Source organism: Campylobacter corcagiensis (assembly GCF_013201645.1).
GTDB lineage: Bacteria > Campylobacterota > Campylobacteria > Campylobacterales > Campylobacteraceae > Campylobacter_B > Campylobacter_B corcagiensis.
Map to the genome: position 1 here is coordinate 1,534,764 of NZ_CP053842.1, position 18,701 is coordinate 1,553,464.

The 18,701-nt window shown below is 33.2% G+C and carries 24 protein-coding genes; 15 read left to right on the forward strand and 9 right to left on the reverse strand.

The annotated features are described in order from the left end of the window. Positions 1 to 75: 75 nt before the first annotated feature. Positions 76 to 594 (reverse strand): peptidylprolyl isomerase, encoded by a 519-nt coding sequence (locus tag CCORG_RS07840; protein WP_025801915.1) that lies wholly within the window; start codon positions 592 to 594, stop codon positions 76 to 78. 124 nt (positions 595 to 718) lie between these two features. On the opposite strand from CCORG_RS07840, the gene CCORG_RS07845 reads away from it, so the two are divergent. From CCORG_RS07845 to CCORG_RS07870, 6 genes are read left to right on the forward strand one after another with little or no spacing between them, the layout of a single operon-like run. Next, positions 719 to 1,501, forward strand: coding sequence for a TOBE domain-containing protein (locus tag CCORG_RS07845; RefSeq protein WP_025801917.1), 783 nt, complete (start codon positions 719 to 721; stop codon positions 1,499 to 1,501). Positions 1,502 to 1,543: 42 nt separating this feature from the next. Continuing rightward, positions 1,544 to 2,275, forward strand: coding sequence for a molybdate ABC transporter substrate-binding protein (modA, locus tag CCORG_RS07850; protein WP_025801919.1), 732 nt, complete (start codon positions 1,544 to 1,546; stop codon positions 2,273 to 2,275). Next, positions 2,262 to 2,648, forward strand: a complete 387-nt coding sequence (locus tag CCORG_RS07855) for a TOBE domain-containing protein (protein WP_025801921.1) — start codon at positions 2,262 to 2,264, stop codon at positions 2,646 to 2,648. Before modA ends, CCORG_RS07855 begins: the two co-directional genes overlap by 14 nt. Next, positions 2,645 to 3,334: a molybdate ABC transporter permease subunit gene (modB, locus tag CCORG_RS07860; protein ID WP_025801923.1), complete on the forward strand. Its 690-nt coding sequence runs from the start codon at positions 2,645 to 2,647 to the stop codon at positions 3,332 to 3,334. Before CCORG_RS07855 ends, modB begins: the two co-directional genes overlap by 4 nt. After that, positions 3,321 to 4,166, forward strand: coding sequence for an ATP-binding cassette domain-containing protein (locus CCORG_RS07865; RefSeq protein WP_025801925.1), 846 nt, complete (start codon positions 3,321 to 3,323; stop codon positions 4,164 to 4,166). Before modB ends, CCORG_RS07865 begins: the two co-directional genes overlap by 14 nt. A gap of 35 nt (positions 4,167 to 4,201) precedes the next feature. Continuing rightward, a complete protein-coding gene (locus tag CCORG_RS07870; protein WP_025801927.1) occupies positions 4,202 to 4,729 on the forward strand; it encodes a cysteine hydrolase family protein in 528 nt (175 codons plus the stop codon). 69 nt (positions 4,730 to 4,798) lie between these two features. On the opposite strand, the gene CCORG_RS07875 is transcribed toward CCORG_RS07870, so the two are convergent. The 6 genes from CCORG_RS07875 to recA all read right to left on the reverse strand — a co-directional run bounded on the left by CCORG_RS07875 (position 4,799) and on the right by recA (position 9,200). Next, on the reverse strand, positions 4,799 to 5,482 hold the full coding sequence (locus tag CCORG_RS07875) for a DUF981 family protein (RefSeq protein ID WP_025801929.1): 684 nt from the start codon (positions 5,480 to 5,482) through the stop codon (positions 4,799 to 4,801). Next, on the reverse strand, positions 5,464 to 5,730 hold the full coding sequence (locus CCORG_RS07880; protein WP_025801931.1) for a hypothetical protein: 267 nt from the start codon (positions 5,728 to 5,730) through the stop codon (positions 5,464 to 5,466). Before CCORG_RS07880 ends, CCORG_RS07875 begins: the two co-directional genes overlap by 19 nt. Before the next feature lie 183 nt (positions 5,731 to 5,913). Further along, positions 5,914 to 6,654, reverse strand: a complete 741-nt coding sequence (gene thiD / locus CCORG_RS07885) for a bifunctional hydroxymethylpyrimidine kinase/phosphomethylpyrimidine kinase (protein WP_025801933.1) — start codon at positions 6,652 to 6,654, stop codon at positions 5,914 to 5,916. Next, complete coding sequence (locus CCORG_RS07890) at positions 6,651 to 6,890, reverse strand: hypothetical protein (RefSeq protein WP_025801935.1); 240 nt, start codon at positions 6,888 to 6,890, stop codon at positions 6,651 to 6,653. The genes thiD and CCORG_RS07890 overlap by 4 nt, the downstream gene beginning before the upstream one ends. Beyond that, entirely contained in the window at positions 6,887 to 8,137 is a 1,251-nt protein-coding gene (gene eno / locus CCORG_RS07895) for a phosphopyruvate hydratase (RefSeq protein WP_025801937.1), read from the reverse strand. Before eno ends, CCORG_RS07890 begins: the two co-directional genes overlap by 4 nt. Further along, entirely contained in the window at positions 8,130 to 9,200 is a 1,071-nt protein-coding gene (gene recA / locus CCORG_RS07900) for a recombinase RecA (protein ID WP_034971327.1), read from the reverse strand. The genes eno and recA overlap by 8 nt, the downstream gene beginning before the upstream one ends. 97 nt (positions 9,201 to 9,297) lie before the next feature. Here recA and CCORG_RS07905 point away from each other — a divergent pair, with 97 nt between their 5' ends. The 7 genes from CCORG_RS07905 to CCORG_RS07935 are packed head-to-tail and all read left to right on the forward strand — an operon-like array spanning position 9,298 to position 15,338. Continuing rightward, positions 9,298 to 10,167, forward strand: a complete 870-nt coding sequence (locus CCORG_RS07905) for a menaquinone biosynthesis family protein (protein WP_025801941.1) — start codon at positions 9,298 to 9,300, stop codon at positions 10,165 to 10,167. Next, positions 10,161 to 10,931, forward strand: a complete 771-nt coding sequence (locus CCORG_RS07910; RefSeq protein ID WP_025801943.1) for a UDP-N-acetylmuramate dehydrogenase — start codon at positions 10,161 to 10,163, stop codon at positions 10,929 to 10,931. The genes CCORG_RS07905 and CCORG_RS07910 overlap by 7 nt, the downstream gene beginning before the upstream one ends. A gap of 52 nt (positions 10,932 to 10,983) precedes the next feature. Beyond that, a complete protein-coding gene (locus tag CCORG_RS07915) occupies positions 10,984 to 11,739 on the forward strand; it encodes a PHP domain-containing protein (RefSeq protein WP_081755054.1) in 756 nt (251 codons plus the stop codon). Beyond that, positions 11,736 to 12,395: a DNA alkylation repair protein gene (locus tag CCORG_RS07920; RefSeq protein ID WP_025801947.1), complete on the forward strand. Its 660-nt coding sequence runs from the start codon at positions 11,736 to 11,738 to the stop codon at positions 12,393 to 12,395. Before CCORG_RS07915 ends, CCORG_RS07920 begins: the two co-directional genes overlap by 4 nt. Before the next feature lie 40 nt (positions 12,396 to 12,435). Next, entirely contained in the window at positions 12,436 to 12,855 is a 420-nt protein-coding gene (locus tag CCORG_RS07925; RefSeq protein WP_025801949.1) for a FecR family protein, read from the forward strand. A gap of 9 nt (positions 12,856 to 12,864) precedes the next feature. Further along, positions 12,865 to 13,440 (forward strand): OmpA family protein, encoded by a 576-nt coding sequence (locus CCORG_RS07930; RefSeq protein WP_025801951.1) that lies wholly within the window; start codon positions 12,865 to 12,867, stop codon positions 13,438 to 13,440. Then, a complete protein-coding gene (locus CCORG_RS07935) occupies positions 13,437 to 15,338 on the forward strand; it encodes a CHASE2 domain-containing protein (RefSeq protein WP_025801953.1) in 1,902 nt (633 codons plus the stop codon). The genes CCORG_RS07930 and CCORG_RS07935 overlap by 4 nt, the downstream gene beginning before the upstream one ends. Here CCORG_RS07935 and CCORG_RS07940 read toward each other — a convergent pair. Further along, on the reverse strand, positions 15,335 to 15,901 hold the full coding sequence (locus CCORG_RS07940) for a PAS domain-containing protein (protein ID WP_025801955.1): 567 nt from the start codon (positions 15,899 to 15,901) through the stop codon (positions 15,335 to 15,337). The genes CCORG_RS07935 and CCORG_RS07940 overlap by 4 nt on opposite strands. 196 nt (positions 15,902 to 16,097) lie before the next feature. Here CCORG_RS07940 and CCORG_RS07945 point away from each other — a divergent pair, with 196 nt between their 5' ends. Both CCORG_RS07945 and CCORG_RS07950 read left to right on the forward strand, forming a co-directional pair. Continuing rightward, positions 16,098 to 17,543, forward strand: coding sequence for a catalase (locus tag CCORG_RS07945; RefSeq protein WP_025801957.1), 1,446 nt, complete (start codon positions 16,098 to 16,100; stop codon positions 17,541 to 17,543). Positions 17,544 to 17,552: 9 nt separating this feature from the next. Further along, a complete protein-coding gene (locus CCORG_RS07950; RefSeq protein ID WP_025801960.1) occupies positions 17,553 to 18,044 on the forward strand; it encodes an ankyrin repeat domain-containing protein in 492 nt (163 codons plus the stop codon). A 99-nt stretch (positions 18,045 to 18,143) separates the two neighbouring features. On the opposite strand, the gene CCORG_RS07955 is transcribed toward CCORG_RS07950, so the two are convergent. Continuing rightward, entirely contained in the window at positions 18,144 to 18,701 is a 558-nt protein-coding gene (locus CCORG_RS07955; protein ID WP_025801962.1) for a PAS domain-containing protein, read from the reverse strand.

The following is an 18,701-nucleotide window of genomic DNA, read 5'->3' on the forward strand; positions in this document are numbered from 1 at the left end:
AATTTATTAGTTTTCATAGATCAAAAACCATAAATTTACTAAAAATTTCACACTTTTATTTTTAAGTTAAATCTCCTACTCTATAACCTCAGCTGAGATTATTTTGATCTCATCTATTGGTCTATCTTTTTTATCTGTTTTAGTGTTTTCTATTTTTCTAACGATGTCCATACCGTCTATAACTTCACCAAATATCGTATGATAGCCATTTAGCCACGAAGTAGGATTAAAAGTTATGAAAAACTGACTGCCATTTGTATTACGCCCAGCATTTGCCATCGCTAAAAGCCCAGCCTTATCAAAAGTTAGCTTTGATTCAAACTCATCTTCAAAATCCTTACCCCAAATGCTCTTGCCACCCGTTCCACTGCCTGTTGGATCGCCACCTTGCATCATAAAACCTTTTATTACTCTATGAAAGATAACTCCATCATAGTAGCCATTTTTAGCGTGTGTTTTAAAATTTAAAGCCGCTTTTGGTGCTGCATCATCATATATCTTTAGTTTGATATCGCCTTGATTAGTTTTTAAAACAACTTCTGAAGCAAAAACTACTGAACAAGCCAAAGAAAAACTTAAAACTAGCTTTTTTATCACCACTTCTCCTTAAAATTTAGATAAAATTAAGATAATTATATTTAAATTAATTAAACAAAAAAGCGTTATTATTTTAATATATATTTAAGTAAATAATAGCTAAAATCACAAGGAGTAAAAAATGGAATTGATTTCAGATTTTATCATCAGACAAAACGGAGATGATATGCTGATTAAAAAGCGTATTAAGCTTCTTAAAGAGATAGAAAAAACAGGTTCTATCTTAAAAGCAGCAAAAGAGATACCAATGAGCTATAAATCAGCATGGGATGCGATAGATGCTATAAATAATCTATCGCCAAAACCAGTCTTAGATCGTCAAGCAGGCGGTCGAAAGGGTGGTGGAAGTAAGCTAACCAAGTATGGTAAAAGCTTAGTTAATATGTATGAAAAAATTGAAAAAATTCAATCTGAGTTTTTAAAGTTTATATCCAAAAATACAGATATAAATTTGGGCGAGATATCGAATTTAGAAAGGATTGCGATGCAAATAAGTGCAAGAAATGTATTTTTAGGTAAGGTTTTAAGCATTAAAAACGATGCTGTAAACTCAAATGTAGTTGTAGAACTAAATGGTGGGGCTAAAATTTCGTCAACTATCACCACAACTTCAGCAAAAAATTTAGAGTTAAAAGAGGATCTTGAAGTAAAAGCTATCATCAAATCAAGCTCAGTTATGATAGCAAAAGATGAAAACATTACTATAAGCGCAAGAAATATAATAAAAGGTGAAATTGTAGAAATTTCAAAAGGTGAAGTAAATGCTGAAGTTCGTCTTAATATCGGCAAAAATCAAATTTTAACCTCTGTTATAACGCTAAATTCAGTAGAAAGACTTGGACTAAAGGTAGGCGAAATAGCCTTTGGCGTTATCAAATCAAGTGAAATAATGATAGGGCTTTAGGAATTTAGATAGAAATTAAATTTATTAAATAAAGGAGAAAATATGAGAAAATTGATTATCTTAGCACTAAGCGTTTTAGCAATAAACGCAGCTGAAATCAGAGTTGCAGCGGCTGCAAACATTGGGTATGTATTTGATGAGCTTAGGGCTGAGTTTTTAAAAGATCGCCCAAATGATAAGATAGAAGCTACTTTAGGAAGTAGTGGAAAGCTTGTCGCTCAGATCAAAGCAGGAGCTGATTATGCGATATTTATGGCTGCAAATATGGACTTTGCTCAAGGTGTTTATGAAGATGGCTTAGCTACTGCTCCAGCTGAAATTTACACTAGAGGCGTTTTAGTATCTTTTAGTACTACTCCAAAAAAATGGGATGAGAATTTAGAGTATCTAAAAGATAAAAATATACAAAAAATCGCTATAGCAAACAACAAAACTGCTCCTTATGGAATCGCTGCTTATGAGGCTTTTGGAAAAGCTGGCGTTTTAAATGATATAGAAAATAAGCTAGTTCAAGCTGATAGCGTAGGAAATGTGTTGCCACTTACAATAGCTCAAGCTGATGTAGGTTTTATGCCTAGATCTGGTCTTGTTGGCAAAGATGAGTATAAAGAGGGTGAGCATTTTGTAAATGTTGCTGAAAACCTTTATACACCGCTTGATCAAGGTATGGTTATTTTAAACAAATACAAAGATGATGAACTAACAAATGCGTTTTATAACTTCTTAAAAAGCGATAAAGCAAAAGAAATTTTCTTAAAAAATGGCTACAAATAAGATAGAAGCAAAAATCATTGCTTTAAAAAATAGCGATGATATTTTTAGGGTGGATTTGGAGACAAAAAGCGGGGTAAAACTCGCTTTAGTCTGCCTTAACTGCGAGAAAAATATAGGAGATGTTATACTAGTTGGCATAAACCCTACAAATGTCGCTATATCTAAAAAAATAGAAAATTTAAGCATATCAAATCAAATTCCAGCACAAATTTCAAGCATAGAAAATGGCGAAGTTTTAACCAAAATTTCTGCTAAATTTGAAGAGCGTGAAATTTGTGCTATTATCACCAGAACCTCATCTGATAAGTTAGGCTTAAAAGCTAATGAAAACGCTATTTTTCTAATCAAATCAACGGATATGTTTATAGTATGATAGAACTTTTTTCAAGTATAAATTTCACTCCATTTTATGTGTCGTTTAAGCTAGCTTTTATTACGACGATAGTTTTGTTTTTTGCTGTGATGCCGCTTGCTTGGTGTCTAAGCCAAAGCAAAAGCCACCTAAAGCCATTTGTAGAAACACTTGCTGCTTTGCCTTTGGTTTTACCGCCAACGGTTATGGGTTTTTATATACTTTTTGCTTTTTCTAAAAACTCGCCACTTGGAGCGTTTTTAGAACAAACATTTGGCATTAGTTTTGTTTTTACATTTTCAGGACTTGTGTTTGCTAGTTGTATCTACTCGCTACCTTTTATGTTTCAGCCACTTTTATCAGGATTTGAAAGCCTTAATAAAAACCTACTAGAAGCATCTTATCTAAGTGGCAAGAGCAAATTTGCTACTCTTTTTTTAATAGTTTTGCCTAACATAAAGCCATCTATTTTAACAGCATTAGTCATAACTTTTGCACACACAGTTGGAGAATTTGGCATTGTGTTAATGATAGGTGGAAGCATTGATGGAGAGACAAAGGTTGCAAGTATTGCTATTTATGAATTTGCTGAACTGCTTGACTTTAAATCAGCTCATGTTTATAGTCTTATAATGCTTGCGATGAGCTTTTTAGTACTTTTTGTAGTATATTTCTTTAACCAAAAGGCAAAAAATGCTAGAAGTTGATATCAAAAAGCCACTTTTTGGTGTAAATGGTCTTATAAATTTAGAGGCAAATTTTAGCCTTAAAAAGGGTGAATTTTTAGCCCTAGCAGGAGTTAGCGGAAGCGGTAAAACAACTATACTTAGATGCTTAGCTGGTTTAGAAAAAAGCAAAGGAACTATAAAAGTTGGTGGCAAAATTTGGCAAGATGAGAGAAATTTCTTACCGCCACAAAAACGAAAAATAGGCTTTGTTTTTCAAGATTATGCTCTGTTTGAAAATTTAACCGTTGAGAAAAACCTACTATTTGCAAACAAAAATTATGCCCTTTGTGATAAGCTTTTAGAGCTTTTGGATTTAGGTGAGTTAAAAAAGAGATATCCTACAAATTTAAGCGGTGGGCAAAAACAGCGTGTTGCTTTAGGTAGAGCGATGATGAGAGAGCCTGAGATTTTGCTACTTGATGAGCCTCTTTCAGCACTTGATCCAAATTTGCGTATCAAACTTCAAGATGAAATTTTAAAAATTCATAAAGAATTTGGCACAACTTCTATCATAGTAAGTCATAGCCCAAGTGAAATTTATAAGCTTGCAACTCATATGATAGAGATAGAAAATGGCAAAATCATAAAAAGCGGAAGCCCTAAGGAGCTACTTTTAAAAACAAGTGGTAGCCAGAAATTTTCATTTTCAGCTACAGTAGTTGAGCTAAAAGAGGTTGATAATATCTGCATAGCTACGATATCTTTTGGGCATCAAATAACGCAAGTTATCGTATCTGATGCTAGAAATTTAAAAGTTGGCGATACGGTAAATGTAAGCACAAAAGCCTTTAACTTACTTATAAATTCATAAAATTTCAGTATAATCTCACCAAAAAAGGATAAATTTTGAAAAAACTTTTAATCGTTGTAGACTATCAAAATGACTTTGTAGATGGAGCTTTAGGTTTTAGTGGGGCTGACAAACTAGAAAGCATTATAGAAGAAAAAATCAAAACCTACGAAGCAAACAGTGATGATATAGTATTTACTCTTGATACTCATGATGAAAATTACAAAGACACTGAAGAGGGTAAATGGCTGCCAACTCCACATGTTATAAAAGGCACAAAAGGGCATGAAATTTATGGCTCTATAGCAAAATATGCTAAAAATCATCCCTGTATAGAAAAACCAACATTTGCAAGTTCTAAGCTTTTAAAATTTATAGAAAGCAAACCTTACACATACAATGAGATCGAACTTTGTGGGCTAGTGAGTTCTATTTGTGTTACATCAAATGCCATCATAGCAAAGGCTGCAAATCCAAACGCTAGAATCGTTGTAGATACAAAAGCGACTGATTCATACGATAAAGAGATGGAAAAAAAGTGCTTTGAAGTGCTAAATCACCTACACATTGAAACAAGAAAATAAAATTTATTAAATTTGGGCTAAATTTAATAAAATCTAGCCCTAAAAGATAGCTTTAAAGCTATCTAAAATTTACATATAGCTTCCATCAGGTTGCGGGAAAAATCCTACATGACTATAAAATACAGTAAATGCAAGCATTATCCATAAAATTCCAAGGCACCAAATAAACACCCCAGCAAATTTAGCTACGCAGCTGTTTCTTAAAGCAAATGGAGCAAGGATAGCACCAACTCCAGTTCCTGCATACAAAAACGCTACAAAAAGAGGCTCTAATAAATTTCCAGCTAAAAGTCTAGCGATAGGCTCTATCGTAGGCGGTCTCCACATACCAAAATGAAGTCCAGCAATGCCAAACAAAATAAGCCCAAATCCACCAATTGCACCTATGTATAAAATCGGTCTAAGAGTGCTAATGATGTGTGAGTTTTTATCTTCTTTGCATCTATCTGATATGAGAATAGCCAAACCAATAATAAAAGTAAGAGTTCCATAAAATGCACTAGGTTCTCCAAAAGTTATGTTATCAACAGTGCAACAAAACGCTCCAGGAACCTCTTTTAAAGGCCAAGTTAGCATCATAGAAAAACCAGAAATCGCTAAAAATAACCCAAGCATCACAAAGGCAAAACCCCAGCCTAAGAAGTTTTTTTGCTTATTAAACGCAAGTTCTTTGCCAAACATAACGCTAAAAATCATAATAATACCAACAACCAATGCCATTGTGGTATTATAAGTTACTCCTTGATCAAGCATGAAGTCTCCTTATTTGATAGTAGCATCTCTTTAATGCTCATAACTGCAACACTTATAGTAAAAGTAATGCACCAAATCAGTGCTGCGATATCTTCGCCTACTGAACTTGACGAGATAAACCAAATAATAAGCCCTAAAATAACGCCAATTATAAGCGTAAAAATAGTAACTTTCGTTAGAAATTTAGAATAGATCTCTATCTTTTCATCACTATTTTTAAAAACGGCTTTAATAGTTTTAAAAAACACCATATCTCCTTTCTAGTTTAAAAACTAAGTTAAATTGATACAGATTTATTATATGGTTAATTTCATAACGCATAGTAAAAAAATTATGAAAATATAACTTTATCATGAAATTTTAATGAAATTTAGTACTATTAATCCTAAATTTAATAGCTTAAAATTTCCTAAAAATGGAGAGTATTAAATTTAAATTTTTCTAAGATTGTGTCTGAGTGGGCCTTTTCCATGTCCTAAATTTGGAGCTTGTAGTATCGCTTCGTGGATATATTTTTTAGAAATTTTTATAGCATCTTCTAAGTTTTTACCAAGTGCTAAATTTGAGGCTATCGCAGTTGAAAACGAACAGCCTGTTCCATGTAAATTTTCACTATCTAAAAAATCGCTTTTAAATTCTAAAATTTTGCCATCTTTATAGTAGAGCCTGTCTACGCTTTTTTCACCAATTTTTATGTTTTTTATGACTACATTTGCATCAGCTTTTATATCTAAATCATCACCAAAAAGGCACTTTGCTTCATAGATATTTGGAGTTATAATTGTAGCAAATTTAAAAAGGTTTTTTAAATTTTGTATGTTTTCTTTACTCATTAGTAATGAGCCTGCTTTTGATATAAAGACTGGATCAAGCACTACAGGTACTTTTACGCTACTTAAAAACTCACGCATAACTTCTATAATGCTAGAATTTGAAAGCATTCCCACTTTAATAGCTGAAATCTCAAAGTCTGATAAAATAGCTGAAATTTGTGCCTTTAAAAACTCAGGCTTAGTGTCCACAACGCCTGTAACACCAAGTGTATTTTGTGCTGTTAAAGCAGTAACGGCTGTAGTAGTAAAAACGCCAAAATACTCACCCGTTTTTATATCAGCTTGAAGCCCTGCTCCACCGCTACTATCACTACCTGCTACAATCAGGACTACTTTCATTTTTGCACCTCATTATCTAAAATTTCACGCTCCAAGTATAGTTTTTGAAGTCTTGCATTTTCATCTTTTAGTCTATTGATATCTTTGTGTAAAAAATATCTCTCTTCTTGTAAACTTTTAAGCACACTTAGGGATCTATCGCCAAAAAGTACATTTCCAGCGTAAACCCCAAGAACAATTACGATAACTGCTAAAGCCAAAAATATCACGATAAGCTTTAGATTTTCTTTACTCAAATACCGCTTCCTACAAACTCATCACTAATTAGTTCTATCTCAAGCAAACGATTGTATTTAGCATTTCGCTCACTTCTTGCTGTTGCACCAGTTTTTATCTGTCCAGCATTTGTTGCTACTGCAAGATCAGCGATAAATGCATCTTCACTCTCTCCACTTCTATGACTTATAACGCATTGATAACCATTTCTTTGTGCTAGACGGATAGTTTTTAAAGTCTCAGTTAGAGTGCCTATTTGATTTGGTTTTATTAAAATAGCGTTTGCGACGCCTTTTTCTATACCATCTCTTAAAATTTTCTCATTTGTTACAAATAGATCATCTCCAACTAGTTGAACCTTACTTCCAAGTCTATCGGTTAGTTTTTTCCAACCAGCCCAGTCATTCTCATCAAGAGCATCTTCTATAGAGTAAATCGGGTATTTTTTACATAAATTAGCATAAATTTCTATCATCTCATCGCTACTTAAATTTTTACCACCAACTTTATAGCTTCCATTATCATAAAGCTCACTAGAGGCTACATCAAGAGCTAGTTTTATCTCTTTACCAGCCTCGTACCCAGCATTTTTTATCGCTTCAAGTATAAGCTTGATTGGCTCTTCATTATCAGCTAAATTTGGTGCAAAGCCACCCTCATCACCAACTGCTGTGCTATGACCCATTTTATCTAGAAGTTTTTTAAGATTTTGGTAAATTTCAGCAGCTGCTCTTAAAGCATCACCAAAACACTCAAATCCAAAAGGCATTATCATAAATTCTTGAAAATCAACGCTATTATTTGCATGAGCACCGCCATTTATGATATTAAACATAGGAACTGGCAAAACACTAGCATTTACACCACCAAGATAGCGATATAGTGGGATATTTAAGCTTTTAGCAGCTGCTCTTGCAACAGCCATAGAAACGCCAAGAGTTGCATTTGCTCCTAAATTTGAGTAGTTGTCTGTACCATCTATCGCTTTTAATGTTTCATCTATCAGTGTTTGATTAAAAGCATCAAGCCCCACAAGCTCATCAGCTATGGTAGTGTTTACATTTTCTACTGCTTTTAAAACGCCTTTTCCACCAAATCTTGTCCCGCCATCTCTAAGCTCTAAGGCTTCTTTGCTTCCTGTGCTTGCACCACTTGGAACTATCGCACTTGCACTTACTCCATCATCTAAAAAAACCGTAACTCTTACAGTTGGATTACCACGGCTATCTAAAACTTCATTTGCAAAAACATCTATAATACTACTCATCACTCTCTCCATCAACTACTATATCATCATCATCTTTACTTGGTTCTAAAATTTCACCTAAATGCTCATAAATTTTTGACTCTATCTCGGCTGCTATATCTGGGTTTTCTTTGAGATAAATTTTAGCATTTTCTCTACCTTGACCTATCTTTGTAGCACCATAACTAAACCACGCACCACTTTTATCTACGATATCAAGCTTTACACCATAATCTATCAATTCGCCAGTTCTACTTATGCCTGAGCCAAACATTATGTCAAATTCAGCCTGTCTAAATGGCGGAGCGACCTTGTTTTTAGCTACTTTTACTTTTACTCTATTGCCTATACTTTCATCATTTTGTTTTAAAGTAGCTATTCTTCTTACATCTATCCTAACAGAAGCGTAGAATTTAAGGGCATTTCCGCCTGTTGTTGTCTCAGGTGAACCATAGCCCATTGTGCCTATTTTCATTCTGATTTGGTTTATAAATATCACTGTTGTGCCCATTTTATGGACTATTCCAGCTAGTTTTCTAAGTGCTTGACTCATTAGTCTTGCTTGAAGTCCTACATGAGTATCTCCCATATCCCCTTCAATTTCTGTTTTTGGAGTTAATGCAGCAACGCTATCTACAACAATCAAATCAACCGCCCCACTTCTTGCTAAAGTCTCAACTATATCAAGAGCTTGTTCGCCAAAGTCAGGCTGAGAGACATATAAATTTTCGGTATCTACACCTAAATTTGCAGCGTATTTAACATCAAGAGCATGTTCAGCATCTACAAATGCACAAATTCCACCCTTTTTTTGAGCTTCAGCTATGATATGAAGAGTAAGAGTTGTTTTTCCAGAGCTTTCAGGACCATAAATTTCAATGATTCGCCCCTTTGGAACACCGCCAATACCAAGAGCAATATCAAGACCAACTGAGCCAGTTGATATAGCTTCAATCGGTTCAATTTTCTTATCTCCAAGGCGTTGAAGAGTGCCTTTGCCAAAGCTTTTATCGATCTGTTTTAGTGCTAAATCTAGAGCTTTTTGCTTATCATCGATCTTTTCATCAGTTTTAGCTTTTGCCATTTTTATCCTTTTGTGAAATTTTAGTGTTAATTATAGTCAAATTTTACTTAGCAGTAAGTAAAAATGTACTATACTAAGCAAAAATTTAGGAGATAAGATGAAAAAAGAGATTTTTGTAGCACACTCACCTGATGCAGATGATATTTTTATGTATCAAGCGATAAAATTTGGCTGGGTAGATAGTAAAATTTTAAGCTTTAAAAATAGAGCTGATGATATACAAACCCTAAACGAAGCAGCACTTAAAGGCGAGTATGACGCGTGTGCGATAAGTTTTAGTGCGTATCCTTTAATATCTTATGATTACGCACTTTTAAGATGTGCGGTAAGTTTTGGCGAAGGCTATGGTCCAAAACTTATAAAGAAAAAAGGGGTAAATTTAAAAAGAAATTTCAAAGTCGCACTTAGTGGAAAACACACCACAAACGCCCTGCTTTTTAGAGTGGCTTATCCTGATGCAAAGCCTGTTTATATGAATTTTTTGGGTATTGAAGATGCAGTTATAAACGGCGAAGTCGATGCTGGAGTTTTGATACATGAAAGTATTTTGGAATTTAGTGACGAGCTTGAAGTAGAGCGTGAAATTTGGGATATTTGGTGTGAGTTAAGAGGGAGTGAAAATCTGCCTTTGCCACTTGGTGGAATGGCACTTAGAAGGAGTCTTCCTATAACTGATGCGATAGAGTGTGAGGGGGTTTTAACAAAAGCAGTTGAAATCGCTACAAAACATAAAAAGCTTTTAAGTAAGATGCTAATTGAAAGAAATTTGGTCCGCGTTGATGATGAAAAGCTTGAAAAGTATCTAAATTTATACGCAAATGATGAGTCAATCTCTATGAGTGAAATTCAGCTAAAAGCGGTAAATAAGCTTTTTGAGATCGGATATAAAAATGGCTTTTATCCTAGCAAAGTAGATGCATTTAACTCTTTAGTTCCTATCGAGTATGAAGGGCTTAGAAATTGCTAATTGATTTTAGTAAATTTAGCTCCATTAAAATCGGCGGGGTTTTTGAAGTAGCTGAAATTTCTTATGAAAATGCTAGCGAATTTAATGGCGTGATAATTGGGGCTTGTAATAATATCTTAATCTCACCAAAGCCACCAAATTTGGGAATTTTAAGCGATGATTTTAAATTTATAGAACTTTTAGATGATGAAATTTTAAGAGTTGGAGCTAAAACAAAAAGCTCACAGATTTATAACTTTGCTAAAAAGCAAAATTTAGCTGGATTTGAATTTTTAAGGGGAATTCCTGGCACACTTGGTGGGTTATTAACCATGAACGCTGGACTTAAAGGCTTTGAAATTTCTAACTCCTTAGTGAGTGCAACAACAAGCAAAGGTAAATTTATACGTGATGAGCTTGATTTTTCATATAGAAAAAGCGAAATTCCAGGCGTAATATTTGAAGCGGAATTTAGTGTGAAATCTGGCTTTGATTCATCCTTAAGTGATGAAATTTCAAAAGCTAGAAACAATCAGCCAAAAGGCTATAGCTTTGGAAGTTGTTTTAAAAACCCAGCTAATGACTCAGCGGGGCGTTTGATAGAAAGCGTCCAGTTAAAAGGCTATAAAATAGGTGGTTGTAAATTTAGCGAAATTCACGCAAATTTTTTGATAAATTTTGATAATGGAAAATTTGAAGATGCTACCAAACTTATAAATCTAGCCAAAAAAAGAGTCCTAGAAGAGCATGGCGTAAAGCTAGAGTGTGAAGTTAAAATAGTGTAAAAATATAGCTATAATATGTTTTCATTAACAAAAGCTTACTATACTTTAAGTTATGAAAGAGGTAGAATTTGACCTACATATGCACTCTATTTATAGCGATGGAAGACCTGCTCCACACGATATTGTTAACATTGCTAAGAGTAAAAATATAGGCTTTGCAATCACTGATCACAACCATATAAAAGGTTCAATCATCGCTAAAAAACTAGCTGATAAAGATGGCATTCCTTCGCTTTGTGGTATAGAGCTTGGCACAAATGAAGGCAAAGAGATGCTTATATACTTTGATAAACCTTTTAGAGCTGAAGAGTTTTATATAAAAGAAGTAGAGCCTTATAAAACAAGCAGAATGACTAGAATAAAGCGTTCTATGTGGGAGTTTGTGGGCGATGAGTTTATGAGCTTAAAAAGGCGTTATGAAATTTACTTTGTAACTATACCACACCCTTATGCTATGCTTTATAAAAGCGTAAAACACAACCCCTTGCTTTCAAATGCTATGCTAAAAGTAGCAAACGCAGTCGAAGCAGTAAATTTAAGCATAAGCAGTAAAGCAAACGCAAAAGCCTACTGGCTTGGTGTAGAACTTGGTAAATTCCTAACTGCTCCAAGTGATGCTCACCTTAAAAGCGACATAGGCTTAGTAACTACAAGGTTAGAATTTGATGAGAATAAAACCATAATAAAAAGCGATATTTCGCACAACTTTACTCACTCTCACATACTTAAAAACTCTCTTACCCTGCTTCAAATAACCAAAGAAAATATCAACTACTCGCTTTTAAAAAGAGGAAGTTTTAAGCTATGATAGATGAAATTCTACTAAATTTAGAAGATTTTAGAGATGAAAAATATGCTAAATTTCAAAATAAACTTATAAAAACAGATATGAAAATTTTAGGCATAAGAACGCCTGTGCTTAGGAAATTTGCTAAAAAAGTAGAAAATTTAGAGTTTTTAAAGGCTAAAAAAAGAGAGATTTATGAGCTAAATTTGCTAGAAGCTTTTGTTTTATCGTCCATAAATTTAGAGTTTAAAACTAAACTTGAAATTTATAATAAATTTATAAAAAGAGTTGATAACTGGGCGTTAATAGATGCTGTTAAATTTAAAGAATTTGATAGAAATATGCTTTTTGGCGAGATTAAAATTTGGCTTATTAGCAAAGATGAGTTTATAAAAAGGGCTGGATATGTAAATTTGCTCTATCATTTTGTAGATGAGAGGTGGCTTGATTTTATCTTTAGTATAAAAGATAACAACCTAGCTTACTATGATACTATGGGACATGCGTGGCTTATAAGTGAGTGTATGGCAAGATATCCTAGTAAGACTTTTGAGTTTTTAAAAGATAGAAATTTAAAAGAAAAAACCTTTAAAAAAGCGGTATCAAAAAGCCTTGATAGTTTTAGAGTGAGTGAAATTTATAAACAAAAGCTTAAGGGATTGAGACTTAAAAGCTAAATTCTGATATAATATATAAAATTTTTATCAAAGGCTAGATATGAAAAAAATTTTGATTTTGCTTTTTATGTTAGAAGCTGTTTTTGCTGGAGATATCGCTATAGTTAAGATGACTAAGGGAAGTCCAGTAGTTCAAAGAGATGGTAAAAATCTAAATTTAAGCGTCGGAGATAAACTTAATAATAAAGATATATTAATAACTGATAAAAACTCTAAAGTTGGTGTGATTTTCAATGATGGAAGTACGCTTACTTTAAGTGAGGGAAGTTTTTTAAATATTGAGGAATTTACCTACGAACCAATAGAAGAGAAGTATAAATTCACTCTAAAGCTTGATAGGGGCGAGACTTTATTTGAGAGTGGTAAGATGGGTGAAGTAAGTCCTGAGAATTTTGAGTTTAAAATTCCAACTGGAACGATAGGAATAAGAGGAACAAAATTTATCATAAATCTAAAATAAAGGTCAGATATGGAAGCAGTTTTAGCGATGCTAGCTCTGATAGCTGGTATAAATTTCTTAGATAAAAATAGCACTCAAATAGTCTTGCTTGATAGCAATAAAACCTCATCTATAACGCTTAAAACCGCTTATAAAAGTGAGCTTTTAAGCACTCCAAATGAGTATTTATCAATAAACAACATAAACCAAAATGAAAAAAGAGTTCTTAATAATAGCGAAGTAGAGGATAAATTTGGCTCTATCATAAAAGTAAGTGTAGATAAGCCAATAAGCTATAAACTATACTTCACAAATTCAGACTCTCTTGATGAAAAATCCTTAAAAATCATACCTAAAATAAAACAAACCATAAAAGATAGATATCCTTGTGAAGTATCTATAATAGGTCATACTGATACGATTGGTTCTAATGATATAAATAAAAAAGTATCTTTAAAAAGAGCAAAAAAAGTAGCTGGGATTTTTAAAGATGAAAATATCTCAAGAGTAGATATATACTCTTTTGGCGAGTCAAATTTGCTAGTAAAAACAGCTGATAATGTATTTGAACCAAAAAATAGGCGGGTTGAAATCCAAATAAGATGAGATATCTAAAATTTATAGTTTATAGCCTTATGATGCTACTTGTAATGGCATTTGTGGCTAAAAGTAGCTTTGTTACTTTTATAGACTATAAAATTTTTGATATGTTTAGTAAAGATACTAAAACTTCTTCAAAATCTGTAATTATAGTAGCTATAGATGAAAAAAGCTTAAGTGCTTTGGGGCAGTGGCCGTGGAATAGAATAATAACAGCTAAAATCACTCAAAATATCCTTATGGCAAAACCTGCTGTTTTGGGCATTGATATGATACTAGCAGAAAAGGATAGAACATCGCTTAAAGAAATATCTAAATTTTATGAACATAGCCTAGGTCTTAGTATAGATATAAATAGCGTTCCAGATATTTTACAAGATAATGATAAAATTCTCTCTTCAGCCCTAAGTGCAAACAAAAGCGTTTTAGGAACATTTATGGATAATAGCAACAAAGAGTGTGAGAAATTTACTACCATAAAAAGCGATCAAAATATAAAAAACTTAGCTAAATTTAGCGGGATGCTTTGTAGCTACGATACTATAAATAACAATGCTAGCGGAAATGGATTTATAAACTCTAAAATCTCTATAGATAGAAATTTAAGGCAAAACGTCTCTTTTGTAAGATATAAAGATGCTATCGTGCCGTCTTTAACCATGGCTATGTTGATGCAAATAGATCCAAATATGACTCTAAAAAATGCTAAATTTGGTACAATAGAACTTGAGTTTTTAGGTCAAAAAAGATATTTTAATAAAAAAGGAACCACACTAAACACTCCTTATGATTCAAAAAATTTTAAAATAGTATCTGCTGTAGATATCTTAGATGCAAATTTTGATAAGAGTATTTTAACAGGTAAACTGGTAATACTTGGTGCTACTGCTACAGGGCTTTATGATCACTATATCAACACAGATGGAGTTATGTATCCAGGTGTTTTTTATCACGCTTCTTTTTTGGAAAATTTTATAAAAGACTCACTAATTATAAATCCTATATTTTTTAAAAATATCTTTTTTGCTCTATCTTTGGTTTTTAGTATGCTACTAATATTTTTATACAACAAAAAAGGCTATATTTATGCTATCGTATTTTTTAGTTTAGCATCTCTTTTGGTTACATCTATAGCATATATCTTTGTAAAAAAAGGAATTTACATCTCTGCTGGTTATTTTTTAGTGACTTCTATCATACCGATGGTTGCTTTATCTCTTTTTGGTGCTTACAAAGGGGTAATAGAGAGAAAAAACCATATCTTAGATATGGAAAGTGCTAACCGTTCAACCATAGCTAGTATGATAGCTGTAGTTGATAGTAAAGATGGCGAAACTGGTGGGCACATCATAAGAACTAGAAGCTATATAGAAGCTCTTTGTAAATACCTTTACAAAAAAGGCTTATATAAGGATATAATCACTCCTGAATTTATTGAAATTTTATATAGAGCTGTTCCACTTCATGATATAGGAAAGGTTGCAATACCTGATGATATCTTAAAAAAAGAGGGAAAACTCACTGAAGAAGAGATGAAGATAATGAAAACTCATGTCCAAAGAGGTAAAGAGATAATAGAAAAAAGCATATCAATGTCTGAAACTAAGAATAAATTTCTTATTTCAGCTAGAAATATCGTCTATACTCACCACGAAAAATGGGATGGAAGTGGCTATCCGCAAGGGCTAAAAGGAGAAGAAATTCCACTTGAAGGAAGACTCATGGCTATAGCTGATGTGTATGATGCTCTTGTTTGCGAAAGATATTATAAAAAAAGTTATAGTTTTGAAAAGGCTGAAGATATCATAATAAGCCAAAGCGCAAAGCACTTTGATCCGCTTTTAGTTGAAGCGTTTAAAAAGATAAGGGGCGAATTTAGAAATATCGCCCTTAAAATTTCTTAACCAAAAAATTTCTTAAACACGCCCTTAAAAGCACCACTTAAGCCACTTTTTTTCATAACGCCTTCTAAAAAGTCACTATAACTCATACCCTTTTGTTTAAGTATCATATTTAATTCATGCTCACTTGCATCCATTCCGCCAACTTGTTCAGCGTCTAGAAGTTTTTCATATATGGAAGTAATTGTTTTTATAGTGTCATTATCAGCAGCTCTTCTAAAAGCAGTAAAGCCTGATATATTTCCATTTTCATCTGTTTGAACTTGAAAATCAGTTACAACCCAGTAGTATCTACCATCTTTTGCAAGGTTTTTTACAACTGCTGCCATATTTTTACCACTTTTTATTCTATCCCACATCATTTTAAATATAACCCTTGGCATATCTGGATGGCGAACTATGTTGTGCGGACTTCCAACTAGTTCATTAGCTTTATACCCTGAAATGCTTTTAAAGTAAGGATTTACAGAAGTTATTATTCCTTTTGTATTGGTTGAAGAGATGAGATATCTCTCTTTATCTAATTGTATCATCTCATCAATTGGGGTTGGTTTATAAGTTGTCATTTTCTACCTTTATAATAAATTTTTATCTATTCTATCGTAAGTTAACTTATGCTGATATTAAGCATTTATTATTTAAATTTTTAAAGTTAACTTTATTATTTCTGGAACTAATTTGATTTAACTAATGTTTATCAAATAGAAGTAGAATATGCAAACGATAAAATTTATCGTTTACTAAAATTTAAAAGGAAAGATTATGTCAAAAACATTAACAACAACTTCAGGAAATGTAGTCGCTGATAATCAAAACAGCCTAACAGCAGGAAAAAATGGTCCTGTTTTATTGCAAGATTATAAACTGATTGAAAAATTAGCACACCAAAATAGAGAGAGAATTCCAGAAAGAGCAGTCCATGCAAAAGGAAGTGGGGCTTATGGAAAGCTAGTAATTACAGAAGATATCTCAAAATATACAAAAGCTAGTGTTTTACAAAAAGGTGAAAGCACAAGAATGCTTATAAGATTTTCAACCGTTGCAGGCGAAGCAGGTGCGGCAGATGCTGAAAGAGATGTTCGTGGTTTTGCTATGAAATTTTACACAAAAGAGGGAAACTGGGATTTGGTAGGCAATAACACTCCTGTGTTTTTCGTCCGCGATGCGTATAAATTTCCAGATTTTATCCACACTCAAAAAAGAGACCCAAGAACTCATTTAAGATCAAATAACGCTCAATGGGACTTTTGGACATTAGTTCCTGAAAGCCTTCACCAAGTTACGATTTTGATGAGTGATAGAGGAATTCCAGCAAGTTTTAGAAATATGCATGGATTTGGAAGTCATACTTATAGCTTGATAAATGATAAAAATGAGAGATTTTGGGTTAAATTTCACTTCAAAACCGCTCAAGGAATTAAGAATTTAACAAACGAAGAAGCAAAAAAAATCATCGGCGAAGATAGAGAAAGCAACCAAAGAGATCTTTATGAGTCAATCGAAAAAGGAGACTATCCAAGGTGGAATTTTAAAATCCAAATCATGCCAGAAAAAGAGGCAAAAACATGTGGATTTAACCCATTTGATCTAACAAAAGTTTGGTCACATAAAGACTATCCATTAATTGATGTTGGATATTTTGAGTTAAATGAAAACCCGCAAAATTACTTTAACGAAATCGAACAAGCTGCATTTAGCCCATCAAATGTTGTGCCAGGAATCGGCATTAGCCCTGATAAAATGCTTCAAGCAAGAACTTTTAGCTATCCAGACGCTCAAAGATATAGAGTTGGCACACACTACGCACAACTTCCAGTAAATCGCCCAATAAATGAAGTAAATACCTACACAGTTGGTGGGTCAATGAATAACGGAATGTATAAAGTTGAAAGCGGAAAATACTACGAGCCAAATAGCTATAATGGTCCAAAAGAAGATAGAAGCTTTTTAGAACCAGATTTAGAAATTGATGGTGTTGCAGGAAGATTTGGGTATGATGATGAGGACTACTACTCACAGCCAAGGGCGTTATTTAACCTAATGAGCGAGTGCCAAAAAAATCAGCTTTTTAACAATATCGCTGATAGTATGGATGGCGTTTGTGATGAGGTTAAAAAAAGAGCGTTAGGTCATTTTGAAAAAATTTCGCCTGATTATGCAAAAGGTGTGGAAAATGCACTTAAATCAAAATGTGGCTGTTCAAAATAAGGCTTTTTGATGAGTGAAAATAGCTTTTCAAACCAAATAAGCGATGAAGAAAAGGCAAGGTTTAACGAACTTTGCCAAATGGCACTAAATTTTGCAAGAACAAATGAGTATAAAACATTAGGAAAGATGATAGATGCGGGGCTTGATGTAAATTTAAGCAACGATAAAGGCGATACTTTGCTAATGCTAGCAAGCTATAATGCAAATTTTGAGACAACTAAAATGCTTTTAGAAAAAGGTGCTTTGGTTGATAAGAAAAATGACCGCGGTCAAACGCCACTTGCAGGAGTTGCCTTTAAAGGAAATTTAGAAATCGCAAAACTTTTAGTTGAAAATGGAGCTAATATAGATGAAAATAATGGTCTTGGAATGACACCGTATTCCTTTGCTGTGATGTTTGGCAGGAGCGAAGTAGCGTCTTATCTTGCAAGTAAAAGTAAAAATAAAAGCCTATTTAAAAAGCTTAGCTCAAAACTTTTAAATTTATTTAAGAAAAGCTAAAATTTTTAAGCCTAGAGAAAATTTATAGGCTTAAGTTTTAAATTTATATTTTGGTTATTAGCAAATAAACTACGCCCCGCAATCAGAGCAAGGTAAAATTTACCACTTTCCAAAAAGTTTTCTAGCTACAGATCTTAAAAATCCACTTCTTTTAATCTCACCCTCGATAAAATCAGTATATCTCATTTTCATACTTTTAAGTATATTTGTTAACTCTATCTGACTTGCCTCCATCCCGCCAGTAGCTTCAACCTCAAGGAGCTTTTTATATATAGGAATTACTGCTTGTATAGTATCATGTGGAGCAGCTTTTCTATATGCTACATAGCCCTTTATATCGCCTTTATCATCTCTTAAAATATCAAAATCTGTTACAACCCAGTAGTATCTACCATCTTTTGCAAGGTTTTTTACAACTGCTGCCATATTTTCACCTGCTTGAATTCTCTCCCACATAATCTTAAAAATAACTCTTGGCATATCTGGATGGCGTATTATACTATGTGGCTGACCTAGAAGCTCTTCGGCAGAATAACCTGAAATGCCTTTAAAATATGGATTTGCAGATGTTATAATGCCTTTTGTGTCTGTCGATGAGATAAAATATCTATCTTTATCTAAATTTATCATCTCATCAATCGGAGTTGGTCTTATCAT